At 40.3% G+C, this 18,645-nt stretch carries 18 protein-coding genes and 1 other RNA gene; 14 read left to right on the top strand and 5 right to left on the bottom strand.

The window, feature by feature from the left end; translation table 11 throughout:
• Positions 1-91: 91 nt before the first annotated feature.
• Together RV00_RS04090 and nth are read left to right on the top strand one after the other, a co-directional pair.
• A complete protein-coding gene (locus RV00_RS04090) occupies positions 92-805 on the top strand; it encodes a DnaD domain-containing protein (RefSeq protein WP_071861328.1) in 714 nt (237 codons plus the stop codon).
• Entirely contained in the window at positions 795-1,448 is a 654-nt protein-coding gene (gene nth, locus RV00_RS04095; protein ID WP_071861329.1) for an endonuclease III, read from the top strand. The genes RV00_RS04090 and nth overlap by 11 nt, the downstream gene beginning before the upstream one ends.
• Before the next feature lie 43 nt (positions 1,449-1,491).
• Here nth and RV00_RS04100 read toward each other — a convergent pair whose 3' ends face one another.
• Positions 1,492-3,792, bottom strand: a complete 2,301-nt coding sequence (locus tag RV00_RS04100) for a PBP1A family penicillin-binding protein (RefSeq protein WP_071861330.1) — start codon at positions 3,790-3,792, stop codon at positions 1,492-1,494.
• Between the two features lie 4 nt (positions 3,793-3,796).
• A complete protein-coding gene (recU, locus tag RV00_RS04105; protein ID WP_071861331.1) occupies positions 3,797-4,402 on the bottom strand; it encodes a Holliday junction resolvase RecU in 606 nt (201 codons plus the stop codon).
• A 79-nt stretch (positions 4,403-4,481) separates the two neighbouring features.
• On the opposite strand from recU, the gene RV00_RS04110 reads away from it, so the two are divergent.
• From RV00_RS04110 to RV00_RS04135, 6 genes are all read left to right on the top strand, one after another.
• Complete coding sequence (locus tag RV00_RS04110; RefSeq protein ID WP_071861332.1) at positions 4,482-5,039, top strand: SLOG family protein; 558 nt, start codon at positions 4,482-4,484, stop codon at positions 5,037-5,039.
• 68 nt (positions 5,040-5,107) lie between these two features.
• A complete protein-coding gene (gene gpsB / locus RV00_RS04115) occupies positions 5,108-5,512 on the top strand; it encodes a cell division regulator GpsB (RefSeq protein ID WP_071861333.1) in 405 nt (134 codons plus the stop codon).
• Positions 5,513-5,524: 12 nt separating this feature from the next.
• An RNA gene (rnpB, locus tag RV00_RS04120) (RNase P RNA component class B) lies at positions 5,525-5,897 on the top strand.
• 428 nt (positions 5,898-6,325) lie between these two features.
• Complete coding sequence (locus tag RV00_RS04125) at positions 6,326-7,489, top strand: THUMP domain-containing class I SAM-dependent RNA methyltransferase (RefSeq protein ID WP_071861334.1); 1,164 nt, start codon at positions 6,326-6,328, stop codon at positions 7,487-7,489.
• A complete protein-coding gene (locus RV00_RS04130) occupies positions 7,479-8,120 on the top strand; it encodes an HD domain-containing protein (RefSeq protein ID WP_071861458.1) in 642 nt (213 codons plus the stop codon). The genes RV00_RS04125 and RV00_RS04130 overlap by 11 nt, the downstream gene beginning before the upstream one ends.
• 116 nt (positions 8,121-8,236) lie before the next feature.
• Positions 8,237-8,584 (top strand): hypothetical protein, encoded by a 348-nt coding sequence (locus RV00_RS04135; protein ID WP_071861335.1) that lies wholly within the window; start codon positions 8,237-8,239, stop codon positions 8,582-8,584.
• An 11-nt stretch (positions 8,585-8,595) separates the two neighbouring features.
• Here RV00_RS04135 and RV00_RS04140 read toward each other — a convergent pair whose 3' ends face one another.
• Positions 8,596-8,910 (bottom strand): hypothetical protein, encoded by a 315-nt coding sequence (locus RV00_RS04140; protein WP_071861336.1) that lies wholly within the window; start codon positions 8,908-8,910, stop codon positions 8,596-8,598.
• A gap of 131 nt (positions 8,911-9,041) precedes the next feature.
• Between RV00_RS04140 and RV00_RS04145 the strand changes: the two genes are divergently transcribed.
• Entirely contained in the window at positions 9,042-10,190 is a 1,149-nt protein-coding gene (locus RV00_RS04145; protein ID WP_071861337.1) for a VanZ family protein, read from the top strand.
• 1 nt (position 10,191) lies between these two features.
• The gene (locus tag RV00_RS04150) at positions 10,192-11,541 is read left to right on the top strand and encodes a DEAD/DEAH box helicase (protein ID WP_071861338.1); all 1,350 of its coding nucleotides are present in this window, start codon (positions 10,192-10,194) and stop codon (positions 11,539-11,541) included.
• A 20-nt stretch (positions 11,542-11,561) separates the two neighbouring features.
• Here RV00_RS04150 and RV00_RS04155 read toward each other — a convergent pair whose 3' ends face one another.
• A complete protein-coding gene (locus RV00_RS04155) occupies positions 11,562-12,002 on the bottom strand; it encodes a GNAT family N-acetyltransferase (RefSeq protein ID WP_071861339.1) in 441 nt (146 codons plus the stop codon).
• A 70-nt stretch (positions 12,003-12,072) separates the two neighbouring features.
• Here RV00_RS04155 and RV00_RS04160 point away from each other — a divergent pair, with 70 nt between their 5' ends.
• From RV00_RS04160 to cls, 3 genes are all read left to right on the top strand, one after another.
• Complete coding sequence (locus tag RV00_RS04160) at positions 12,073-13,125, top strand: DUF7278 family profilin-like fold-containing protein (protein ID WP_071861340.1); 1,053 nt, start codon at positions 12,073-12,075, stop codon at positions 13,123-13,125.
• 267 nt (positions 13,126-13,392) lie between these two features.
• Entirely contained in the window at positions 13,393-16,026 is a 2,634-nt protein-coding gene (alaS, locus tag RV00_RS04165; RefSeq protein WP_071861341.1) for an alanine--tRNA ligase, read from the top strand.
• Positions 16,027-16,205: 179 nt separating this feature from the next.
• A complete protein-coding gene (gene cls, locus RV00_RS04170) occupies positions 16,206-17,669 on the top strand; it encodes a cardiolipin synthase (protein ID WP_084133227.1) in 1,464 nt (487 codons plus the stop codon).
• On the opposite strand, the gene RV00_RS04175 is transcribed toward cls, so the two are convergent.
• Positions 17,664-18,050, bottom strand: a complete 387-nt coding sequence (locus tag RV00_RS04175) for a ribonuclease HI family protein (RefSeq protein ID WP_071861343.1) — start codon at positions 18,048-18,050, stop codon at positions 17,664-17,666. The two genes, cls and RV00_RS04175, sit on opposite strands and share 6 nt — an antisense overlap.
• 152 nt (positions 18,051-18,202) lie before the next feature.
• On the opposite strand from RV00_RS04175, the gene RV00_RS04180 reads away from it, so the two are divergent.
• Entirely contained in the window at positions 18,203-18,640 is a 438-nt protein-coding gene (locus RV00_RS04180; RefSeq protein ID WP_071861344.1) for an EbsA family protein, read from the top strand.
• Positions 18,641-18,645: the final 5 nt, after the last annotated feature.

Below are 18,645 nucleotides of genomic sequence, written 5' to 3' on the forward strand. Positions count from 1 at the left end.
TTCCTGTTTTTTTGCTATTTAATGACTGTTTTCTAAGTATTGGACTTCCTATATTTTTAGTGTAAACTAAAATGGGAACGGAGGATTTTGAATGATTTCATTAAAAGATTATTTAACAGCGGGTGAGACGACGATCTCAAACTTGCTGTTGCAAAATTATACGAAGCTAGGTTTGACAACCAATGAATTTATGCTGTGGCTGCAGCTTTATTCCGCCCATCAGGCGGGAGAAGATTTTCCTGATATAACTGTGATCGCTCAAAATATGAGCGGTACCGTTGAAACAATCTACGAAACATTGAACAATCTAGTCGGAAAAGGCTTTGTTATTCTCGAAACAGCGCTTGACGATCAAGGTCGAAAAAGTGATCGTTATGATTTGCTTCCAGCTTTCGAAAAAATTTCAATCATCCAAGAACAGCAACGCGTAAAGAAAGAGGAAGAAACCACGTTAGAAGCGCAAAAGAAAATGCTACGTGCTTTCGAACAGGAATTTGGCCGCCCTTTGTCACCGATTGAATATCAAAAAATCGGTTACTGGGTAGAAGAGGATCATTATTCACCAGAATTGATTCAGCTAGCGTTACAAGAAGCGGTACTCAATCAAGCCTATAATTTCAAATACATCGAAACGGTTCTGCAAAGCTGGGAGAAAAAAAATATCCGTTCAAAGGTCCAGGTGGAAGAGGAGCAACGTCGTCGTAAACAAATTTTGCTGCAAAAAGAGGAGCAAAATCAAACGGAAGAACTACCAAAAGTTTCTTTATATAATTGGCTGGAAAGGAAAGACTCCGATGCTGAATAAAGAAAAAACTATGGAGGCTCTTTCTCGAATGTCGGATATGTTTCCGGATGCGGCGGGCGAATTACATTCTGACTCCCCCTTTCAATTATTGATAGCCGTGATCTTGAGTGCGCAAGCAACGGATGTCTCCGTTAATAAAGCGACGCCAGCTTTATTCGCGGCTTATCCTACAGTAGAGGCGTTGGCCGAAGCACCAATCGAAGACATCATCGAGAAAATAAAAACGATCGGTCTGTATCGTAACAAGGCAAAAAATATCAAAGCCTGTGCTCAAATGCTATTGGATAATTTTTCTGGGCAAGTACCGGAGACGAGAGAGGAATTGATCCAATTGCCGGGAGTTGGGCGAAAAACCGCAAATGTCGTATTGGGTGATGCTTTTGGTGTACCAGCGATCGCCGTCGACACGCATGTGGAACGGGTTACGAAGCGTTTGCGAATTTGTAAGTTGAATGCCTCAGTAACAGAGGTTGAAGCGACTCTTATGAGGAAGGTTCCAAAAGAGTTATGGGTGAAGACGCATCATACGCTGATTCTTTTCGGGCGCTATCATTGTACAGCACGTGCACCTAAATGTACGATTTGTCCATTATTGGATTTATGTCAGGATGGGAAAGATCGTTTGAAAGCTGCGCAAAAATAAAAACAGTCTTCAATCTCAATAGTTGAGATTGAAGACTGTTTTTTTAATTGCTTGATGGAGGAGTCTCACTTTCTTCCGGCGTCGGAGGTGCTTGACTCGAAGAAGGTTCAGACGGCTCCGGTGCTGCAGAGGAAGAAGGTGTCGGCGTTGGAGCCGGTGTTACCTCACTGCTGCTTGAAGGCGTTGGTGTTGGAGCTACAGTAGAAGACTCAGGAACACTTGGCTGTACTTGAGAACTACTACTTGGAGTCGTGTATTGATTATAAGATGTATTGTTGTTGTAATAAGAACTTTGACTTGAATAGCTTGGCTGTGTCGGAACCGCTGATGATCCCTTGACATAAAGCTCGTTCCGGTTTCGAATTACATCATCCGGCATTACCCAATCATCATTCGGAATATTTTCAGATATATAGCTCATCAACTCGCGGTAAACATCTTGTGCAATATTTGATGAGGCCTCAGTGATTGGTGTCATCCGTTTGTCATAGCCTGTCCAAATGGATAAAGAATAATGTGGTGTATAGCCGGTAAACATGACATCCGGCGAGATCGATCCTGAATGGGGGATCTTGGCTAATTCATCGTCGGTATAATTGGACGTTCCCGTTTTACCCGCTTGGAATAGATTCGGGATCTGGGCATAAGTCCCAGTTCCCTTCAAGATAACGTCTTTTAGGATATCAGTGATCATATAAGCAGTGTAGGGCTCCATCGCTTTTTCGCCTTTGTTCTCAAAGGTTTGTTCTGAGCCATCTTGATATTTTATTTTATTGATATAAAGCGGTTCATTATAGGTTCCGCCATTGGCAAAGGCGGCGTAAGCTGCAGCCATCTTTTCGGTAGAGATTCCGTATTTTGTACCATCTTGTGTTTCAGTATTACTTGAGATCGCATTGGATTGTTGAATGTCTTTGTATTGAATACCTAATTTTTTCAAAAACTTCGCGGCATTTTCCGCGCCAACTTCATTGAAAATTTTAACTGCTGGTACATTCCGTGAATCATAGAGCGCTTGACGATACGTAATTCGACCTTGATAGGTAAGATCCCAGTTTTTTACCTCGTTTTTTGTTCCAGGGTATAAGTAAGGAGCATCATCAATCATGGTTCCTGTTGATTTTTGTTCGTACTCAAACATTGGGCCGTAATCGGTAATCGGCTTAACTGTAGAACCGAAGTCACGGTTTGTATTAACCGCCCGATTCATCCCTAAGTAAACGTCGTCAGCAATATTTCGACCACCAATTTGGGCGGTGACACGTCCGGTCTTACTATCCACGAGTGTCGCAGCAACTTGCATGTCCTCATCGGGGTATTGAACGTATTCATCACCATTAACGATAGAATATAATTTATTTTGAGCGTCCGTATCCAAGTTTGTGTAGATATCTAAACCATCGGTATAAACATTTTTGCCAGTTTTTGCTTCTACTTGAGCAATCACTTCTTTAACATAATTATCTGCAACTTTGCGCTCTTGATTATCAGTTTGTAAAGGCAATAATCCTTGATCAATTGGTTCTTTTGTCGCTGTATCATAATCTTCCTGTGAGATTTTTTTATTATTCAGCATAGTGTAAAGAACAGTATCACGACGCTCTTTAGCCGCTTCCGGATGTTTATAAGGATCATATGAATTCGGCGCTTGCGGCATACCAGCTAGTAACGCGGTTTGAGCGATGGAAAGGTGTTGGAGTTCTTTTCCAAAGTAACTTTCTGCCGCTGTTTCCATGCCATAAAGCCCGTTGGCCATGTAAACTTTATTGATGTAGTAGGTTAAAACTTCTTGTTTTGAATATTTCTTTTCAAGTTGAATCGCCAGCCAAGCTTCTTGAGCTTTCCGGCGCAGTGTCTGATCAGAGGCTTTTGTAGAGAAAAAGGAAAGTTTCACCAGTTGTTGAGTTAAGGTACTACCACCTTGAAGCCCACCTTTATTCGTGATATTGTGCAATGCTGATCCTAATATTCGTACAGGGTCAACGCCGTTGTGTTTAAAGAAGCGGCGATCTTCAACAGAGACAATCGCGTCATCTAATTCTTGCGGAATTTTGTCCGCCGCAATTTTTTCCCGCTTCTCTGCACCTAAATCTTCAAACTCATTGCCATCAATGTCAAAAAGTTTTGAAGAAACAGTCGCATCTAATTTCTTTTCAGACAAATCAGGTGCATCCTTCACGTAATAGAAAAAGATGCCAATGCCGCTTAAAAGGGCGAGACAAAGAAACCCAACGATGGCAATCATAATTTTTAAACCTATGTGTCGGTTCTTTTTCATTTTTGGTTGAGTTTTCTTTCCTTGAGTGGTTCGCGAATTTTTCTGCGAACGAGAGGGCTTAGCCATTTGATTAACTCCTTTTTTCAAGATATTGTTCCACCGCAGTTAAGTACGGAATCCTTGGTGCGATTTGCGGCGTAATCTCGATACCAACTGATTCGATTATTTCTAGCGGTATTGATTTTCTGCCAGTTTCCTGTTCCTGCCAATAGGTGATCATTTTTTCAGCAGAAAGAAAAAAACAACGATTTAAGCTAGAAAACCACAATAAGACAAAACAGACCGCTTCCTGCTTTAAGCATTGCTCCATATGGGTGATTTGATGCTGATGAAAATTTTTCAGCGGGAAAGAAGTTTTGTTTTTGGTTTCTTTCGCTTCAAAATCTAAATAGTACCCACGATAGACGCCGTTGTAATCCGTTGTGGAGGGTTGCCGGAAGTAGGCTTCGCGAATCACCGCAGCACTCCGTTTAGGATAATCGACTTTGACGATCTGAAGGGGCGTTGGCTTTTTATGGACAACTGCCTTATCATGAGTAATATAGTATTCGTTGCTTTGATTGATGGCTTCTTCAAAGCGCATACCGCGATTAGCAAACGTCGTTTCTCTTTTATATGAAGGTTCTCGCGGATTTTTTTGTGAAAATAATTGACCATTAGGATAATAGAAGGCCATCTTTATCACACTCCTGTTTGCTATTATATCAAATTTTTTTGCAAGATATTTTAATTTTAAGTGAAAGTAAGGAAAAAAAATGAATGAAACCATCAAGCGCCTGTACGTCACTGGATATCAAAGCTATGAATTGGGAATTTTTAACGAGAAAGACCCACGGGTGCAAGTAATTAAGAATGTTTTAAAAAGAGAATTGACGGCGTTGATTGAAAACGGTCTTGAATGGGTCATGATCAGTGGTAGTCTGGGAACAGAAGCTTGGACCGGCCAGGTAGTCAATGAGTTAAAGGTCGATTATCCAGAGCTGCGCCTAGCGATTATCTTTCCATTTGAAAACTTTGGAAGTAACTGGAAAGAACAAAATCAATTAATTTTAAGCGAGCTCGTTCAAAGGGCTGATTTTGTTGAGTCAGTTAGCCATCAACCCTATCAAAATCCTGGACAATTTAAAAATCATGTAAGTTTCTTATTAGAGCATACGGATGCCGCCTTAGTAGTATATGATACTGAGTATCCTGGTAAAAGTAAATTTTTCTTAGGGGATGTTGAAAAATACCAATTAAAAAATTCTTACGATTTACTTACAATCACGATGGATGATTTAGAAAATTCCTCAGAACTTGGGGATAGTGTTTGATTTCCTTAGATATATCAGCTAGAATATATAGGAAAGTAAATTAAGTTAAGAGCTAATGAGGTGGAAAAATGGCGAATGTAATCTATACTCCTAATGATATTTTGGAGCAAGAATTTAAAACAAAAATGCGTGGCTACGATCCAATCGAAGTTGACGAATTTTTGGACAATGTAATCAAAGATTATGAAGCTTATAACAAAGAAATATTAACGTTAAAAGAAGAAAATGATCGTCTGAAAGCAAAAGTTGAACAGCTATCAAAAGCACAACCAACTGCTACACGTGTGAAAGAAGCAGCTCCAAAGAGTTCAGCGGTTACGAACTTTGACATTCTGAAACGTTTATCAAATCTTGAAAGAGAAGTTTTCGGCAAGAAATTAGATCAGCAATCAGCAAATAATGCTGCATCAACTGATTTTAGCCAAAACTACACACAAGACGAAAGTGATATTGAAAAAACTCGTCAATTCTAATTAAATGATGCAATTTTTTGGTGATCGCGGTTTGCATTACGCAGGCTGAGGAAAGTCCATGCTCGCACAGACTGCGATGTCTGTAGTGTTCGTGCTTAGCGAAACCATAAGCTAAGGTACTTCTTTTGAAGTAACGGCAGAAAAAAGGGCTAAGGAGCAATCTATGCCTGAGTATTCTTGAAAGTGCCACAGTGACGAAGCATTTTGAGAAATCAAAATGGTGGAACGCGGTAAACCCCTCGAGCGAGCAACCCAAACAATGGTAGGGGCGCTTTTTCTAAGGAAATGAACGATGAAAGAGACGGCATTTTTGCCGGAGATAGATGATTACCACGTTGTTCTCACTACCCTGAGTAGTTCAACGTACAAAACATGGCTTACAAAAAATTGCAGCAATTCAGGGAACCTTCCAACTTTGTTGTGAAGGTTTTTTTTGTCAATAATGAAGAAAGTATAAGATTTGCATATGAGTAAATCGCTTTACAGCAGGCATATTCATGTCCGGCTTCACGAACTAGCTTTATCGGCAATAAGCAAAACGATTTCGAAATTTGAGAAGCACCAAGTAGGAACTGTTCAACATCAAAGTTAAAACTTTGTGTTTCTCAGTCATTTATCAAAAGTTTGGTCTTATTGCTCAGCTGACTCCTAATTAGTGAATCATTTTTCACGGTTTTGAAAAGCTGAGCTACTATCTGAACAATTCAAATAGAGCTTGAAAATAATTTCATATCGAGTAAAACTTATTCGATAAATGCAACTGTTCGTTTAAAATAGAATGAGCTATTATATGGTAGTAAAAAAGGAGCTATTATGGAAAAACAATATAACTTAATTGCCACTGCAGCGGCAGGTATTGAAGCGCTGGTTGGCAAAGAATTGAGAGATCTAGGGATTGATTGCCAAGTTGAAAATGGACGGGCTCGCTTTAAAGGAGATCAGGAAACAATTGCTACGGCGAATTTATGGTTGCGGACCGCGGACCGCGTGAAAATCATTGTTGGCGAATTTGATGCCTATACGTTTGATGAATTGTTTGAAAAGGTCAAAGCGATTCCTTGGGAAGATGTTTTACCTTTGGATGCCGAGTTTCCAGTAGCTGGACGTTCAATCAAATCGAAATTATACAGCGTTCCAGATTGCCAAGCCATCACGAAAAAAGCGATCGTTGAACGGTTGCGGGAAGTCTATCATCGACCAGCCCGTGTACCATTAGCGGAAACAGGTGCTCTGTTCCAACTAGAAGTCGCGTTGTTGAAAGATCATGTCGTTTTGACGTTAGACACGACTGGACCAAGCTTGTTTAAACGCGGGTACCGGTTAGAAAAGGGCGGGGCGCCATTAAAAGAAAATATGGCAGCAGCCTTAGTGATGCTGACAAATTGGCGCAAAGATCGGCCGTTCTATGATCCCGTTTGTGGATCTGGCACCTTGTGTATCGAAGCCGCTTTAATCGGCCATAATATTGCCCCTGGTTTTAATCGTGGATTTGCCTGTGAAGATTGGGAATGGTTTGATCCGCAAGTGTTTGAAAAGGTACGTGCAGCAGCAGATGAAGCAGCTGATTATGATGTCGTATTAGATATTGCTGGTTCGGATATCAATGGTCGGATGGTTGAAATTGCACAAGCTAATGCAGAAGAAATTGGTTTAGGAGATTCAATCCAATTCAAGCAACGAGCAATGAAAGATTTCAAAACGGAAAAGGATTACGGTGTGATCGTAGCTAATCCACCATATGGCGAACGTTTGGGGGAAGAAGAACAGGTTCGAGTTTTGTATAAAGAGATGGGCGAGGTTTTCCGTCCGTTGAAAACTTGGAGCAAATATATTTTAACCAGCGACCTAGCCTTTGAAGAATTTTATGGTGCAAAAGCGACGAAGAAAAGAAAATTGTACAATGGTGCGATCAGAACGGACTTATTCCAATATTGGGGTGAGCGGCCTCCAAGAAAGCCGCGTAATGATGCAGAATAAGCTGGAACTGATTCGTCAGTACGCCAAAGAAAAATTAGGCGGCGACCGAAGCGGGCATGACTTTTATCATGTGGAGCGAGTAGCTAAGATTGCTAGTAAATTGGCTGAGCAAGAAGAGGTAAACGAGCAGTTGATCATTGCAGCGGCTAGTTATCTTCACGATGTGATTGATGACAAGGTGGTTGCAGATGTTGCAGCAGAAGCCGCGGAGCTCCGTGTTTTCTTAACGGAGCTAGGTCTTTCTGACGGTGAAATAAAAGAAATCTTTTATATTATTGAGAACCTTTCTTATTCTAAGGAGCTTGAGACTGGTAAGGCGCAACTATCTTTAGCCGGTCAAATCGTTCAAGATGCGGATCGTATCGATGCTTTAGGTGCGATCGGTATTTTGCGTACCGCTTATTATGGTGGACACACTGAAAGTCCATTGTATGACCCGAATATTTCGCCTAAAAATTTTACAACGAAACAAGCCTATCGGGAAAAAAGTACCGTGATTAATCATTTTTATGAGAAATTGTTTAAGCTCCCCGAAACGATGAACACTGAGGCTGGTAAAGAAGAAGCAGAGAAGCGAAAGGTGTTTATGGAAGAGTTTTTAAAAAGGTTTTATGAAGAGTGGAATATATAAGTCAGCTGCAGTTAGATTTAAAAGAAAATTTGAGAATTTAACAACAATAAAGCATTATACTTCCTGTCATAACATTTTTCTCCTATAATAGTCAATGGTTAGGAGGAACTCTAAACATGTTGCATCAAGAAATATTGAGTCCCAAAGAAGTTGCTAGAAAACTATCCAATTTATCTGAAGGATTGTTCGCGATTCGTTGCGAACTAAAAAGTAAAACCTATCAAATTATTTTATATAAGTATCAAGCGGATTATTTTCTAATCGAAAATCCTGCTCTCGTTACTGTGCTGCTGGAAAAAGACAACCGTGCTTTTAGCAGTCCCGAACAGCTTTTGAATGAGATTGAAATCAGTTTTGAGAATAATCAATATCTTGCGGCCTCTAAAGAGTGGGTTCGTTTAGATTTAAATACATTGAAATTGTTAGATAATGTTGAAATCAAATTCTTTAGCTTAGAAGAATAACAGGCTGCCTGTTATTCTTTTTTTCTAAATTGACGAAACAGATAATAAACATTGATGACTGTTAAAATAGCGCCTAAAATGAAGGGTACGATTAAACGTCCTTGGCTATAGCCAAAGCTTTTTTCGAAGCTATCTGGCGTGCTAAGTTTGATGACCGTTTGGCTATAATTATAAACTTGATAGCTAAAAGTCGTTAAAAAGACGGATATCAAAGTTAAAACAAACCGTCGATATTCTTTTTGTTTTGCTTTTTTGAAAAAGAAAAAAACAGCGTAAGCGACTAATAGTGCTGCCGGAACGCCAAAGGCAAAAAGGGGATTTAGCATTTAGAATGACCTCCATGAATTTTTTATCAATGAACTTTATTTTGTAGATACTGCATTTATTTTACCACAACTTTTCAAAACTCTTTATTATCACCATCTGTTTCAATGACTATAACGAATGAGGGAATTACATGAACAGTTATATTTTTCCAATTAAAGCAGCGGTGCTGACTTTTCCATTTTTAGCCATGCTGATTGCTGCACCTTTTTTAATTTATTATTATCGGAAGTATGGACAATTAGGCAAACTCCGAAGCTTAATCTTGTACTCTTTTGTCTTCTATTTATTATGCGCTTATTATTTAGTGATCTTGCCGCTGCCAAGCATCAGTGCCGTGGCACAATTGACCAGCCCACGTTACGAATTACAGTTATTCCAATCCTGGCATAACTTTATCAACCAAACAGTACTACAGCTTAATCATCCTAGCACGTATCTACCCGCGATGAAGCAAAGCGTCTTTTTAGAGCCGGTCTTTAATATTTTTTTGTTGTTTCCTTTTGGGATCTATTGCCGCTATTATTTCAAATTTTCGATCGGTAAAACAATCTTGGCAAGCTTTTGTTTGTCACTCTTTTTCGAGCTAACCCAGCTAAGCGGTTTGTATTTTATTTATCCGAGACCATATCGTCTATTTGATGTAAACGATTTGTTGCATAATACGATCGGTGGAACTTTAGGTTTTGTTTGCGCGCCGCTCTTTACCTTCTTTTTACCAACCAGAAATGAATTGGACTCTGAATCTTTGGAAAAAGGGCAACGAGTGACACTATTACGCCGGTTGGTGGCTTTAGTAATCGATTGGCTCGTTATTAGTTTTGTCAGCACGATTTTGAGCTTTTTTTCAAGCAGCTTACCAACTAGACTGAATGATTTGCTAAGCTATCCATTTGTCAGTCTGGTACTTGAAGTAATTATTTATTTTATGATTCTGATGTATTTCTGGAATGGTCAGACAATCGGCAAGAAAGTCGTACGGATTCAAGTAACGGAAAATGGGCGGGACCATATCCGTTTCAGCAGTTTGGTCAAACGCTACAGCGCGCTTTATTTTCTTTTATATGGCCTTTTAATGATTTTCCAATTTACTTTGACCCATCTGACAACGACCAACCACACTGTTTTTATTGCTTATGTCACTTTTGGGCTACTTAGTTTAGGAATTTTGCTTTTATTTCTATTCAACTTATTGTATGCTCTCATAAGGAGAAAAAACCGCCTATTCCATGACAAAGCAAGCCACACGTATACGATTAGTACGCTAAAGAAAGAGGTATAATATGCGAACGTTTGAATCATTTAATTTCCAACCATTTATTCTTGAAGCCATCAAGGATAAAGGTTTTACCGAGCCCACAGAGGTTCAAGAAAAATTGATTCCTTTAATTAAAAAAGGAAAAAATGTGATCGGTCAATCTCAGACTGGTTCTGGTAAGACTCATACTTTCTTATTGCCATTGATGGATAAGATCGATGGCACAAAAGACGAGGTGCAAGTGTTGATTACTGCACCAAGCCGGGAGTTAGCTGCTCAAATTTATCAAGCAGCCAGCCAAATCGCAGAATTTTCACCAACGGAGATTCGCGTATCGAATTTTGTCGGAGGGACCGATAAGCAACGTCAGCTCGATAAATTAACTAGTCATCAGCCTCATGTAGTTATCGGCACGCCGGGACGCATTTTAGACATGATGAACGAGCAGGCTTTGAAAGTGCACACAGCGCAATATTTTGTCGTCGATGAAGCTGACATGACGCTTGATATGGGGTTCCTGCATGAAGTCGATCAAATCGCTGGTCGTTTGCCTAAACATTTACAAATGCTGGTCTTTTCAGCGACCATCCCAGAAAAATTACGTCCTTTCCTATTAAAATATATGGAAAATCCAGTGATGGAAGAAATCAAGTCAAAAGCGGTCATCTCGGATACGATTGAAAATTGGTTGATCTCCACTAAGGGAAAAGATCGCAACCGTTTGATCTATCAATTATTAACGGTGGGTCATCCTTATTTAGCGATTGTTTTTGCTAATACCAAACAGCACGTTGATGAAATCAGCGGCTACTTGAAAGCGCAAGGCTTGAAGGTCGCGAAAATTCACGGAGACATTTCACCACGTGAACGTAAACGAGTTATGCGCCAAGTTCAAAATTTGGAATATCAATATGTAGTCGCAACCGATCTAGCTGCCCGAGGGATTGATATCGAAGGGGTTTCTCATGTGATTAACGCCGAGATTCCACAAGATTTAGATTTCTTTATCCACCGTGTCGGACGGACCGGCCGTAATGGGATGTCAGGGACTGCGATTACGCTTTATAGTCCAAGTGATGAAAACAGCGTCAACTTAATCGAGAATCTTGGTGTCACGTTCCAACCGAAGGAAATCAAAAATGACGAAATTGTTGATACCTATGACCGCAACCGTCGGAAGAAACGTGAAAAATCAAAAGATGAATTAGATCCTACTTTGATTGGTTTGGTCAAAAAATCGAAGAAAAAAATCAAACCTGGTTACAAAAAGAAAATTGATCGCGCAATCTCAGAATCAAATAAACAAAAACGGCGTCAAACTCGGCGTCAAGAAGAACGCGGCGCACGGAAAAATAAAAAACGTTCGAATTCATAAGCTAAAAAGCTCTAGCGCGACTATTCGTCGGCAGCTAGAGCTTTTTGCATTTTTACGCAGGAAATTCCATCTTCTTCAAAAATGTCGGACACGACCTGGTACCCAAGTTTTTCGTAAAAAATTTGTGCGCTGACTTCAGCTGAAAGCAGGGAAGTCTCACAACCTTCAGCAACCCCAAGTTTTTCCAACATTACTAAAAGTTTTTTTCCTAGTCCTTGCTGACGAAATTCTTCAGCAACACATAAGCGGTCAGGATTCAAAGTGGTTTTATTAATCGTTTGGAAGCGGGCGGTTGCCACCGGCAAATTTCCATCAAAAAGGACAATATAGCGTCGATCCGGCGTATCCAATGCATCGAATTCCAACTCTGGTAAAATTCCTTGTTCTAAAACAAAAACTTGATAACGTAAATAAAAGGCCGCCGCTTGCGTAGCTAGCTCAGATCCGAAAATTTCCCTCATCTTTTTCCTCATTTCATGCTGATAATGGTATAATTCTACCATAGTAGTGTTGGAGGAGGCAGAAAGTTTTATGAACTTATTAGATCAATTAGACTGGTCCTATTGGAAACGCTTAACACCGAAAGAAAAGCGGACGCTGTTAAGCCAGTTATTGCTACATTTTGTAAATCCTTTAATGAAAATCTCGGATATTGAGCTAAAGGATTTTGAATTATATGGTATTAAATGTCAAACGTTTCAATTAACCTTCGATGAAGAAGAATTTGTTTTTATTCCCGGAAACAAAGATGCCATCTTAGGATGGAATCTCGGAACAAAAGGACTATCATTATTAGAGACGGCACCTAATTCACAAGAGATTACGATTCCTGAAGAACTGCGTGGACAATATAATTTTTTTGATGTGGATTCGTTAGGTGAACTGATCAATGATAAAACCACCAATTTGCGGAAAGTCCAAATCCCTCCAATGTTTGTTCAGCGACATGCGTTGCCGGCTGGTACTAGTTATTTAGGGGTTTACGATGCTGTGACGGGCAGTTTTGAAGGAGAGGCCGATCAATTTTCAGCCTTTGAACAAGAAATTAAAGACGTGCTGTTTCCGACTTTAACAGCTGAAGAAAGTATGGTCTGGTCTTTCCCGAAAAATGTCTTGAAGGAAGATCGCTGGTATATTGAAATGGTTCCTAACAGTGATTACTACCACGTCTTTAGTCACAAGAACCACACTTATTCCAGCTTGCGAAAGAAAATTCGTAAAAAGAACTTTGATCTATTGACGGAGGATCAATGGGAATACGTAAATGGTGCTGGTAGCCGCCGGTTATTCCGTTGGGGCAATGATCTAAACATCAATGATCCCTATCGCGGAAAAAATGTTCGCAAAATGATGGAGCAGGCCAATATGTTCGGTTTATTTTTTGACACGTCAATGGAACGCTTTGAGATCACAGAAGACCCCGGTGTCTTAAAGCTACGGAATAAAAAGAATCAAGTGGGAATACCGATCGTTGATTTCTTGCCACTTGCGACTTACTTTGCGAATGATACGATGCTGCTGCATGAAAAAGTTTTAGCGCCAAGCGAGTATTTATACCGCAAAGCAATCTTAATCAAAGTCTAGTTTGACTTTTGTCAGAGTTTTTCCTATACTCTTAACAGGATATGGTTTATTCTTTACGCCTCCACAGAAAGTGCACGGTTGCTGAAAGCTGCACGTGGCGAAAAATAAATTGCTCCCAAAAGTTTTGATTGAAAAATCAACGCTGCTCAGCGTTAACGAGCTGAAGAGGTAATGATCAAACTATCATTGCAATCAAGGTGGTACCGCGAGTTTTCGTCCTTGACTGCAGTGGTAGTTTTTATTTTTTTGAGAAAAGAGGAGAAATAGATGAAAAAATTATCAAGCGCTGAAGTGCGCCAAATGTTTTTGGACTTTTTTAAGACAAAGGACCATATGATCGAACCAAGTGCGTCATTAGTCCCGGTTAATGACCCAACCTTATTATGGATTAACTCTGGTGTTGCTACCATGAAAAAATACTTTGATGGGAGTGTGGTACCGGAAAATCCACGGATCGCCAATGCGCAAAAATCAATTCGTACCAACGATATTGAAAATGTCGGAAAAACAGCGCGTCACCATACAATGTTTGAAATGCTAGGAAACTTCTCAATCGGCGATTATTTCAAAGTCAAAGCCATTGAATGGGCCTGGGAATTTTTGACATCACCAGAATGGATCGGCTTTGATCCAGATAAATTATATGTCACCGTCTACCCAGAAGACAAAGAAGCAAAACGGATTTGGCTAGAAGAAGTTGGTATTCCAGCGGATCATGTCGTTGAAATCGAAGACAATTTCTGGGATTTAGGCGCTGGCCCAAGTGGTCCCGACTCAGAAATCTTTTATGACCGAGGAGAATCTTTTAACGATCTAGCGGAAGACGATCCGGAAAATTATCCTGGTGGTGAGAACGAACGCTACTTGGAAATCTGGAATCTCGTATTCTCAGAATTCAACCACACACCACAAGGAACCTACGAACCATTGCCACATCAAAATATTGATACGGGCATGGGGCTTGAGCGGATGGTTTCAATCATTCAAGACGCACCAACCAACTTTGAAACAGATTTGTTCTTACCAATCATTGGCAAAGTTGAAGAATTAAGCGGCAAAAAATATGGTGTTGATAAACAATTAGATATTTCATTTAAAGTAATCGCTGATCATATTCGTTCATTAGCCTTTGCGATTGGTGACGGGGCCTTGCCTTCTAATGAAGGTCGGGGCTATGTGTTGCGCCGTTTATTACGCCGCGCAGTTATGCATGGCAAAAAATTAGGCATCGATCAAGCCTTCTTGTATAAATTAGTTCCTGTGGTGGGTGAAATCATGGTGAGCTATTATCCCGAAGTCAAACAGCAAGAAGCGTTCATTGAAAAAGTTGTTCGGACTGAAGAAGAACGTTTTCATGAAACGATTAACGATGGCTTAACGATGTTAAACGACGTCTTGGCTAAATTAAAGGATCATAATGAAACAACCTTGAATGGGAAAACGATCTTTAAGTTATATGATACATTCGGCTTCCCAGTTGAATTGACGGAAGAAGTTGCCGAAGATGAAGGTTTGAAAGTTGACCACGAAGGCTTTGAAGTCGAAATGGAAGCACAAAAAGAACGGGCGCGGGCAGCGCGAACCACTGAGAAATCTATGGGCGTTCAAACGGCTTTATTAGGTGACATCAAAGTGGCCAGCAAATTTGTCGGCTATGAACATTTAGAAAACGAAAGCGAACTACTTGTGGTGATACAAGATAACGGGATTGTTGCTGAAGTGTCAGAGGGCGAAGCACAATTAATTTTTGCTGAAACGCCTTTCTATGCAGAAATGGGGGGACAAATCGCTGATATTGGCATGATTGTTGATCAGTCTGGTAAAATCATCGCCAATGTCGTAGATGTCCAAAAAGCGCCTAATGGGCAAGCCTTGCATACAGTAGAAGTACTTGCTTCATTAAAAGAAGGCGAAAACTATTTCTTACAAGTTAACGCGGCTTTCCGTAATAAAGTCATCAAAAATCACACAGCGACACACGTCTTGCATAAAGCCTTGAAAGAAGTGTTAGGCGATCACGCGAACCAAGCGGGTTCATTAGTGACGGACAAACATTTACGTTTTGACTTTACGCATTTCGGTCAAGTCACAGCCGCTGAGTTAAAAGAAATGGAAAAAATTGTCAATCAAAAAATCTGGGAAGCTATTCCAGTCGTAACGATTGAAACCGATATTGACACCGCCAAAAATATGGGTGCGATGGCATTGTTCGGCGAGAAATACGGTCATGATGTTCGTGTAGTTAACATTGGCGACTGGTCAATCGAATTGTGTGGTGGAACCCATGTAGCGAATACGGAAGATATCGGCTTATTCAAGATTGTTTCTGAATCAGGCATCGGTGCTGGTGTTCGCCGGATCGAAGCGTTAACAGGAAAAGAAGCCTATGAAGCGTTCCGTGAGGAAGAAGAACAACTGATCCAAGTCGCGCAAATCGTGAAATCTCCACAAATCAAAGAAGTCGTCAGCAAGACTGAACAATTGCAACAGCAATTACGTGAATTACAAAAAGAAAATGAGCAACTAGCAACCAAATTAGCCAATCAACAAGCTGGCGACGTCTTTAAAGATGTGAAGGAAATCAACGGAACGACTGTGATCACAGCTCAAGTCAACGTAAAAGACATGAACCAATTACGTCAATTAGCCGATCAATGGAAACAAAAAGCTTTATCTGATGTTTTAGTTCTTGGCACGGTCCAAGGAGAAAAGGTCAATCTTTTAGCAGCTATGAGTCCAACAGCTAATGAAAAAGGCTTAAAAGCAGGAGACTTAATCAAAGCAATCGCGCCAAAAGTTGGCGGCGGCGGTGGCGGCCGTCCAGATATGGCTCAAGCCGGAGGAAAAAATCCAGCCGGTTTATCTGCTGCCTTAGCAGAAGTAGCCAACTGGCTAGCGTAATTTAAAAATAGAAAAACAGCGTCAAGCGAGGAACCCGCAACTAACTAGAAAGCTAGTGCCTGCGATAACTTCAGCGAGACGCTGTTTTTTTATTTGCTCTAAGACAGCGTGTTTCTTTTAAAGCGTCTCGACTTTCGGTATAATCAAAATGAGAAAATTAGTTGAAAAGAGGGGACCATTTGGGAATTATTGAACAAATTATCTTATTTATATTTATCGCCAATGCGATTGGTGCAATTATTACGGTTTTCAGAAAGCCTAGAAATATTACAACGATCTGGGCATGGTTATTGACCTTGATCTTTTTACCTGTGATTGGCTTTTTAATTTATGCCTTTTGTGGACGTGGGATCGATGGGGAAACGATGTATCGTTTTGAGCAAGAAGACGAAAAACGAGTAAAAGAAATCAATGAAATGATCCGCCAAGACAATCAGCATGTGGATTACAATGAACCAGACCAGCTTTATCCCACGGCGAAAGCTTTAGTAAAATTCTTTCAAAATTTAGACGAGTCGCCTTTAGCGATTCGCAATGAGCTGGAATTCTTTTTAGACGGAAAAGATAAGTTTGAACGGTTGTTTGTTGACTTAGAAGCCGCGGAAAGTAATATTCACGTAGAGTATTATGCTTTTTTTAATGATCGTATTGGAAATCGCTTCTTGCGTATCCTTGAAAAAAAGGCAGCTGAGGGTGTGGAAGTACGGATGATTTATGATCCGTGGGGTTCGCCTAAAACCAATCGAAAGTTTTTTGAAACATTGATTAAAAATGGCGGAAAAGTGACGCCTTTCATTACGTCCAAAAATATTTTAGCCAAAACACGTTTGAACTACCATTTGCATCGAAAGATCGTAGTAATTGACGGTCAGATTGGTTGGACCGGTGGCTTCAATGTGGGGGATCAATACTTAGGTGAGTCGGAACGTTTCGGGCGCTGGCGTGATACTCACGGAAGAATCGAGGGTACCGCCAGTTTTACCTTACAGGAAATTTTTATTCGTGATTGGAATGCGTCGGTGGCTAATAAAGAAGACCGGATGGCTTATTTTCCGGAATACTTTGTGCTGCCTGAAAAAGAAATCAGAAAGGGCGTGCCGATGCAAATTGTGGCGGACGGACCAGACTCGGCGGAAGAGCAAATCATCAAGGATGGATTTGTGCGACTGATCATGTCTGCTGAAAAAAGCGTTTGGATTCAAAGTCCCTATTTAGTTCCGGATGAGACGATGATTTCAGCAATTTTGATCGCCGTTCGCTCAGGGATTGATGTCCGCATCATGGTGCCGAATATGCCGGACCATCCTTTCATCTATCGGGCTACGCAATATTATGCCAACTTTTTACATCAACGAGGCGTAAAAATTTACCATTATACCGATGGCTTTATTCATGCCAAAACGATCGTCGTTGATGACGAGCTAGCTACTTTCGGCTCAACCAACCAAGATATTCGCAGCTATGAATTGAATTTTGAAGTCAGCAGCTTTATTTATGATCCGGCAGTTGCTAAGCAGTTTAGAGAAATATTTGAAGCTGATATGGAAAATTGTATTCTATTAACCGATGAAATGATCGCCAATCAATCTCATTGGCTGAATTTCAAGCAACGCTTTTCACGTTTGCTATCACCGGTCCTATAATTTTTTTTGCAGGCCTTGCCGAGCTAAATTGTCCGCCCCCTTATTTTTCGCTTCAGGAATCCACTGAAGGAGAAGTAGGGGGAATTGTGGCGCTAATTCATTAAACTCTGATAAATATGGAAGGAATCGCTTGTTTTTTGTTTGTCCTTGGTCTAAAATTTTTATTGCAGTTTTACTATCGGAATAAAGAAAAACCGTTTGATCATTTAACTGATGATCAATTAAATAATGCAGCGCATGGATAATAATCGCTAGCTCCGCTTGATGATTGTCGGCTTCTACCAGTGGTAGCGCTAATTGTTTTTGTTCTTCAGCGATTATGACGATGCCGCCACCGCTTCTTTTGGTATTGCTAGCGGCGTCTGTAAAAACTTTTATCATGATGACCATCCTTTTTGTTGATAAAGAAAATTTTTTAGCGATGAAAAGGTAATTACGATAATTTTTATTATCCAGCTTCACAAGCTAGCTTTGGCCATAAGCAAAAAAGCCGACCGAGTTCGTGAAACCTTTCTAAGACTAGGAGTATATGAATGAATGAGAAACGTTATTTTTGGCAACCAGAATTATCGATTAGTATTATCTACTGGTCATTGACCTTTATTGTGCTTTTTTATGGTTTGATTCTGACACTTGAAAAGACTCATCCCTATTTACAAGGGAACATCATCATCGGGCTTTTTATTTTCTTCGCCGTGATGGGGCTCCATCGCTATTTATTGATTGATGAAAAAGAGATCAAGGTTCGCTTTTCAAGATTTTGGAAAAGGGAAACAATCCTTAGAGAGCACATCGATTGTTTAATTGTTCGAAAAGATGGCGTGGTTCTTAAACGCAAGGGGCTAAGCGGAACAAATTTCCACTTAGGGCTGACCAAGAAACGCAAGGCATCTTTTGTCGCTACGTTTTCGGCTTATTACCCTGAGATCGAAATAAAGCAAGAAATAAACGAAAAGATCAGTCATGACTGATCTTT

The sequence above is a fragment of the Enterococcus devriesei genome (assembly GCF_001885905.1).
In the GTDB taxonomy this organism is placed as follows: Bacteria; Bacillota; Bacilli; order Lactobacillales; family Enterococcaceae; genus Enterococcus_A; species Enterococcus_A devriesei.

Excerpts from the sequence above, each read along its gene's own strand:
- RV00_RS04090 (WP_071861328.1), top strand. The coding sequence starts at position 92 with ATGATTTCATTAAAAGATTATTTAACAGCGGGTGAGACGACGATCTCA.
- nth (WP_071861329.1), top strand. The coding sequence starts at position 795 with ATGCTGAATAAAGAAAAAACTATGGAGGCTCTTTCTCGAATGTCGGAT.
- RV00_RS04100 (WP_071861330.1), bottom strand. The coding sequence starts at position 3,792 with ATGGCTAAGCCCTCTCGTTCGCAGAAAAATTCGCGAACCACTCAAGGA.
- recU (WP_071861331.1), bottom strand. The coding sequence starts at position 4,402 with ATGGCCTTCTATTATCCTAATGGTCAATTATTTTCACAAAAAAATCCG.
- RV00_RS04110 (WP_071861332.1), top strand. The coding sequence starts at position 4,482 with ATGAATGAAACCATCAAGCGCCTGTACGTCACTGGATATCAAAGCTAT.
- gpsB (WP_071861333.1), top strand. The coding sequence starts at position 5,108 with ATGGCGAATGTAATCTATACTCCTAATGATATTTTGGAGCAAGAATTT.
- RV00_RS04125 (WP_071861334.1), top strand. The coding sequence starts at position 6,326 with ATGGAAAAACAATATAACTTAATTGCCACTGCAGCGGCAGGTATTGAA.
- RV00_RS04130 (WP_071861458.1), top strand. The coding sequence starts at position 7,479 with ATGCAGAATAAGCTGGAACTGATTCGTCAGTACGCCAAAGAAAAATTA.
- RV00_RS04135 (WP_071861335.1), top strand. The coding sequence starts at position 8,237 with ATGTTGCATCAAGAAATATTGAGTCCCAAAGAAGTTGCTAGAAAACTA.
- RV00_RS04140 (WP_071861336.1), bottom strand. The coding sequence starts at position 8,910 with ATGCTAAATCCCCTTTTTGCCTTTGGCGTTCCGGCAGCACTATTAGTC.
- RV00_RS04145 (WP_071861337.1), top strand. The coding sequence starts at position 9,042 with ATGAACAGTTATATTTTTCCAATTAAAGCAGCGGTGCTGACTTTTCCA.
- RV00_RS04150 (WP_071861338.1), top strand. The coding sequence starts at position 10,192 with ATGCGAACGTTTGAATCATTTAATTTCCAACCATTTATTCTTGAAGCC.
- RV00_RS04155 (WP_071861339.1), bottom strand. The coding sequence starts at position 12,002 with ATGAGGGAAATTTTCGGATCTGAGCTAGCTACGCAAGCGGCGGCCTTT.
- RV00_RS04160 (WP_071861340.1), top strand. The coding sequence starts at position 12,073 with ATGAACTTATTAGATCAATTAGACTGGTCCTATTGGAAACGCTTAACA.
- alaS (WP_071861341.1), top strand. The coding sequence starts at position 13,393 with ATGAAAAAATTATCAAGCGCTGAAGTGCGCCAAATGTTTTTGGACTTT.
- RV00_RS04175 (WP_071861343.1), bottom strand. The coding sequence starts at position 18,050 with ATGATAAAAGTTTTTACAGACGCCGCTAGCAATACCAAAAGAAGCGGT.
- RV00_RS04180 (WP_071861344.1), top strand. The coding sequence starts at position 18,203 with ATGAATGAGAAACGTTATTTTTGGCAACCAGAATTATCGATTAGTATT.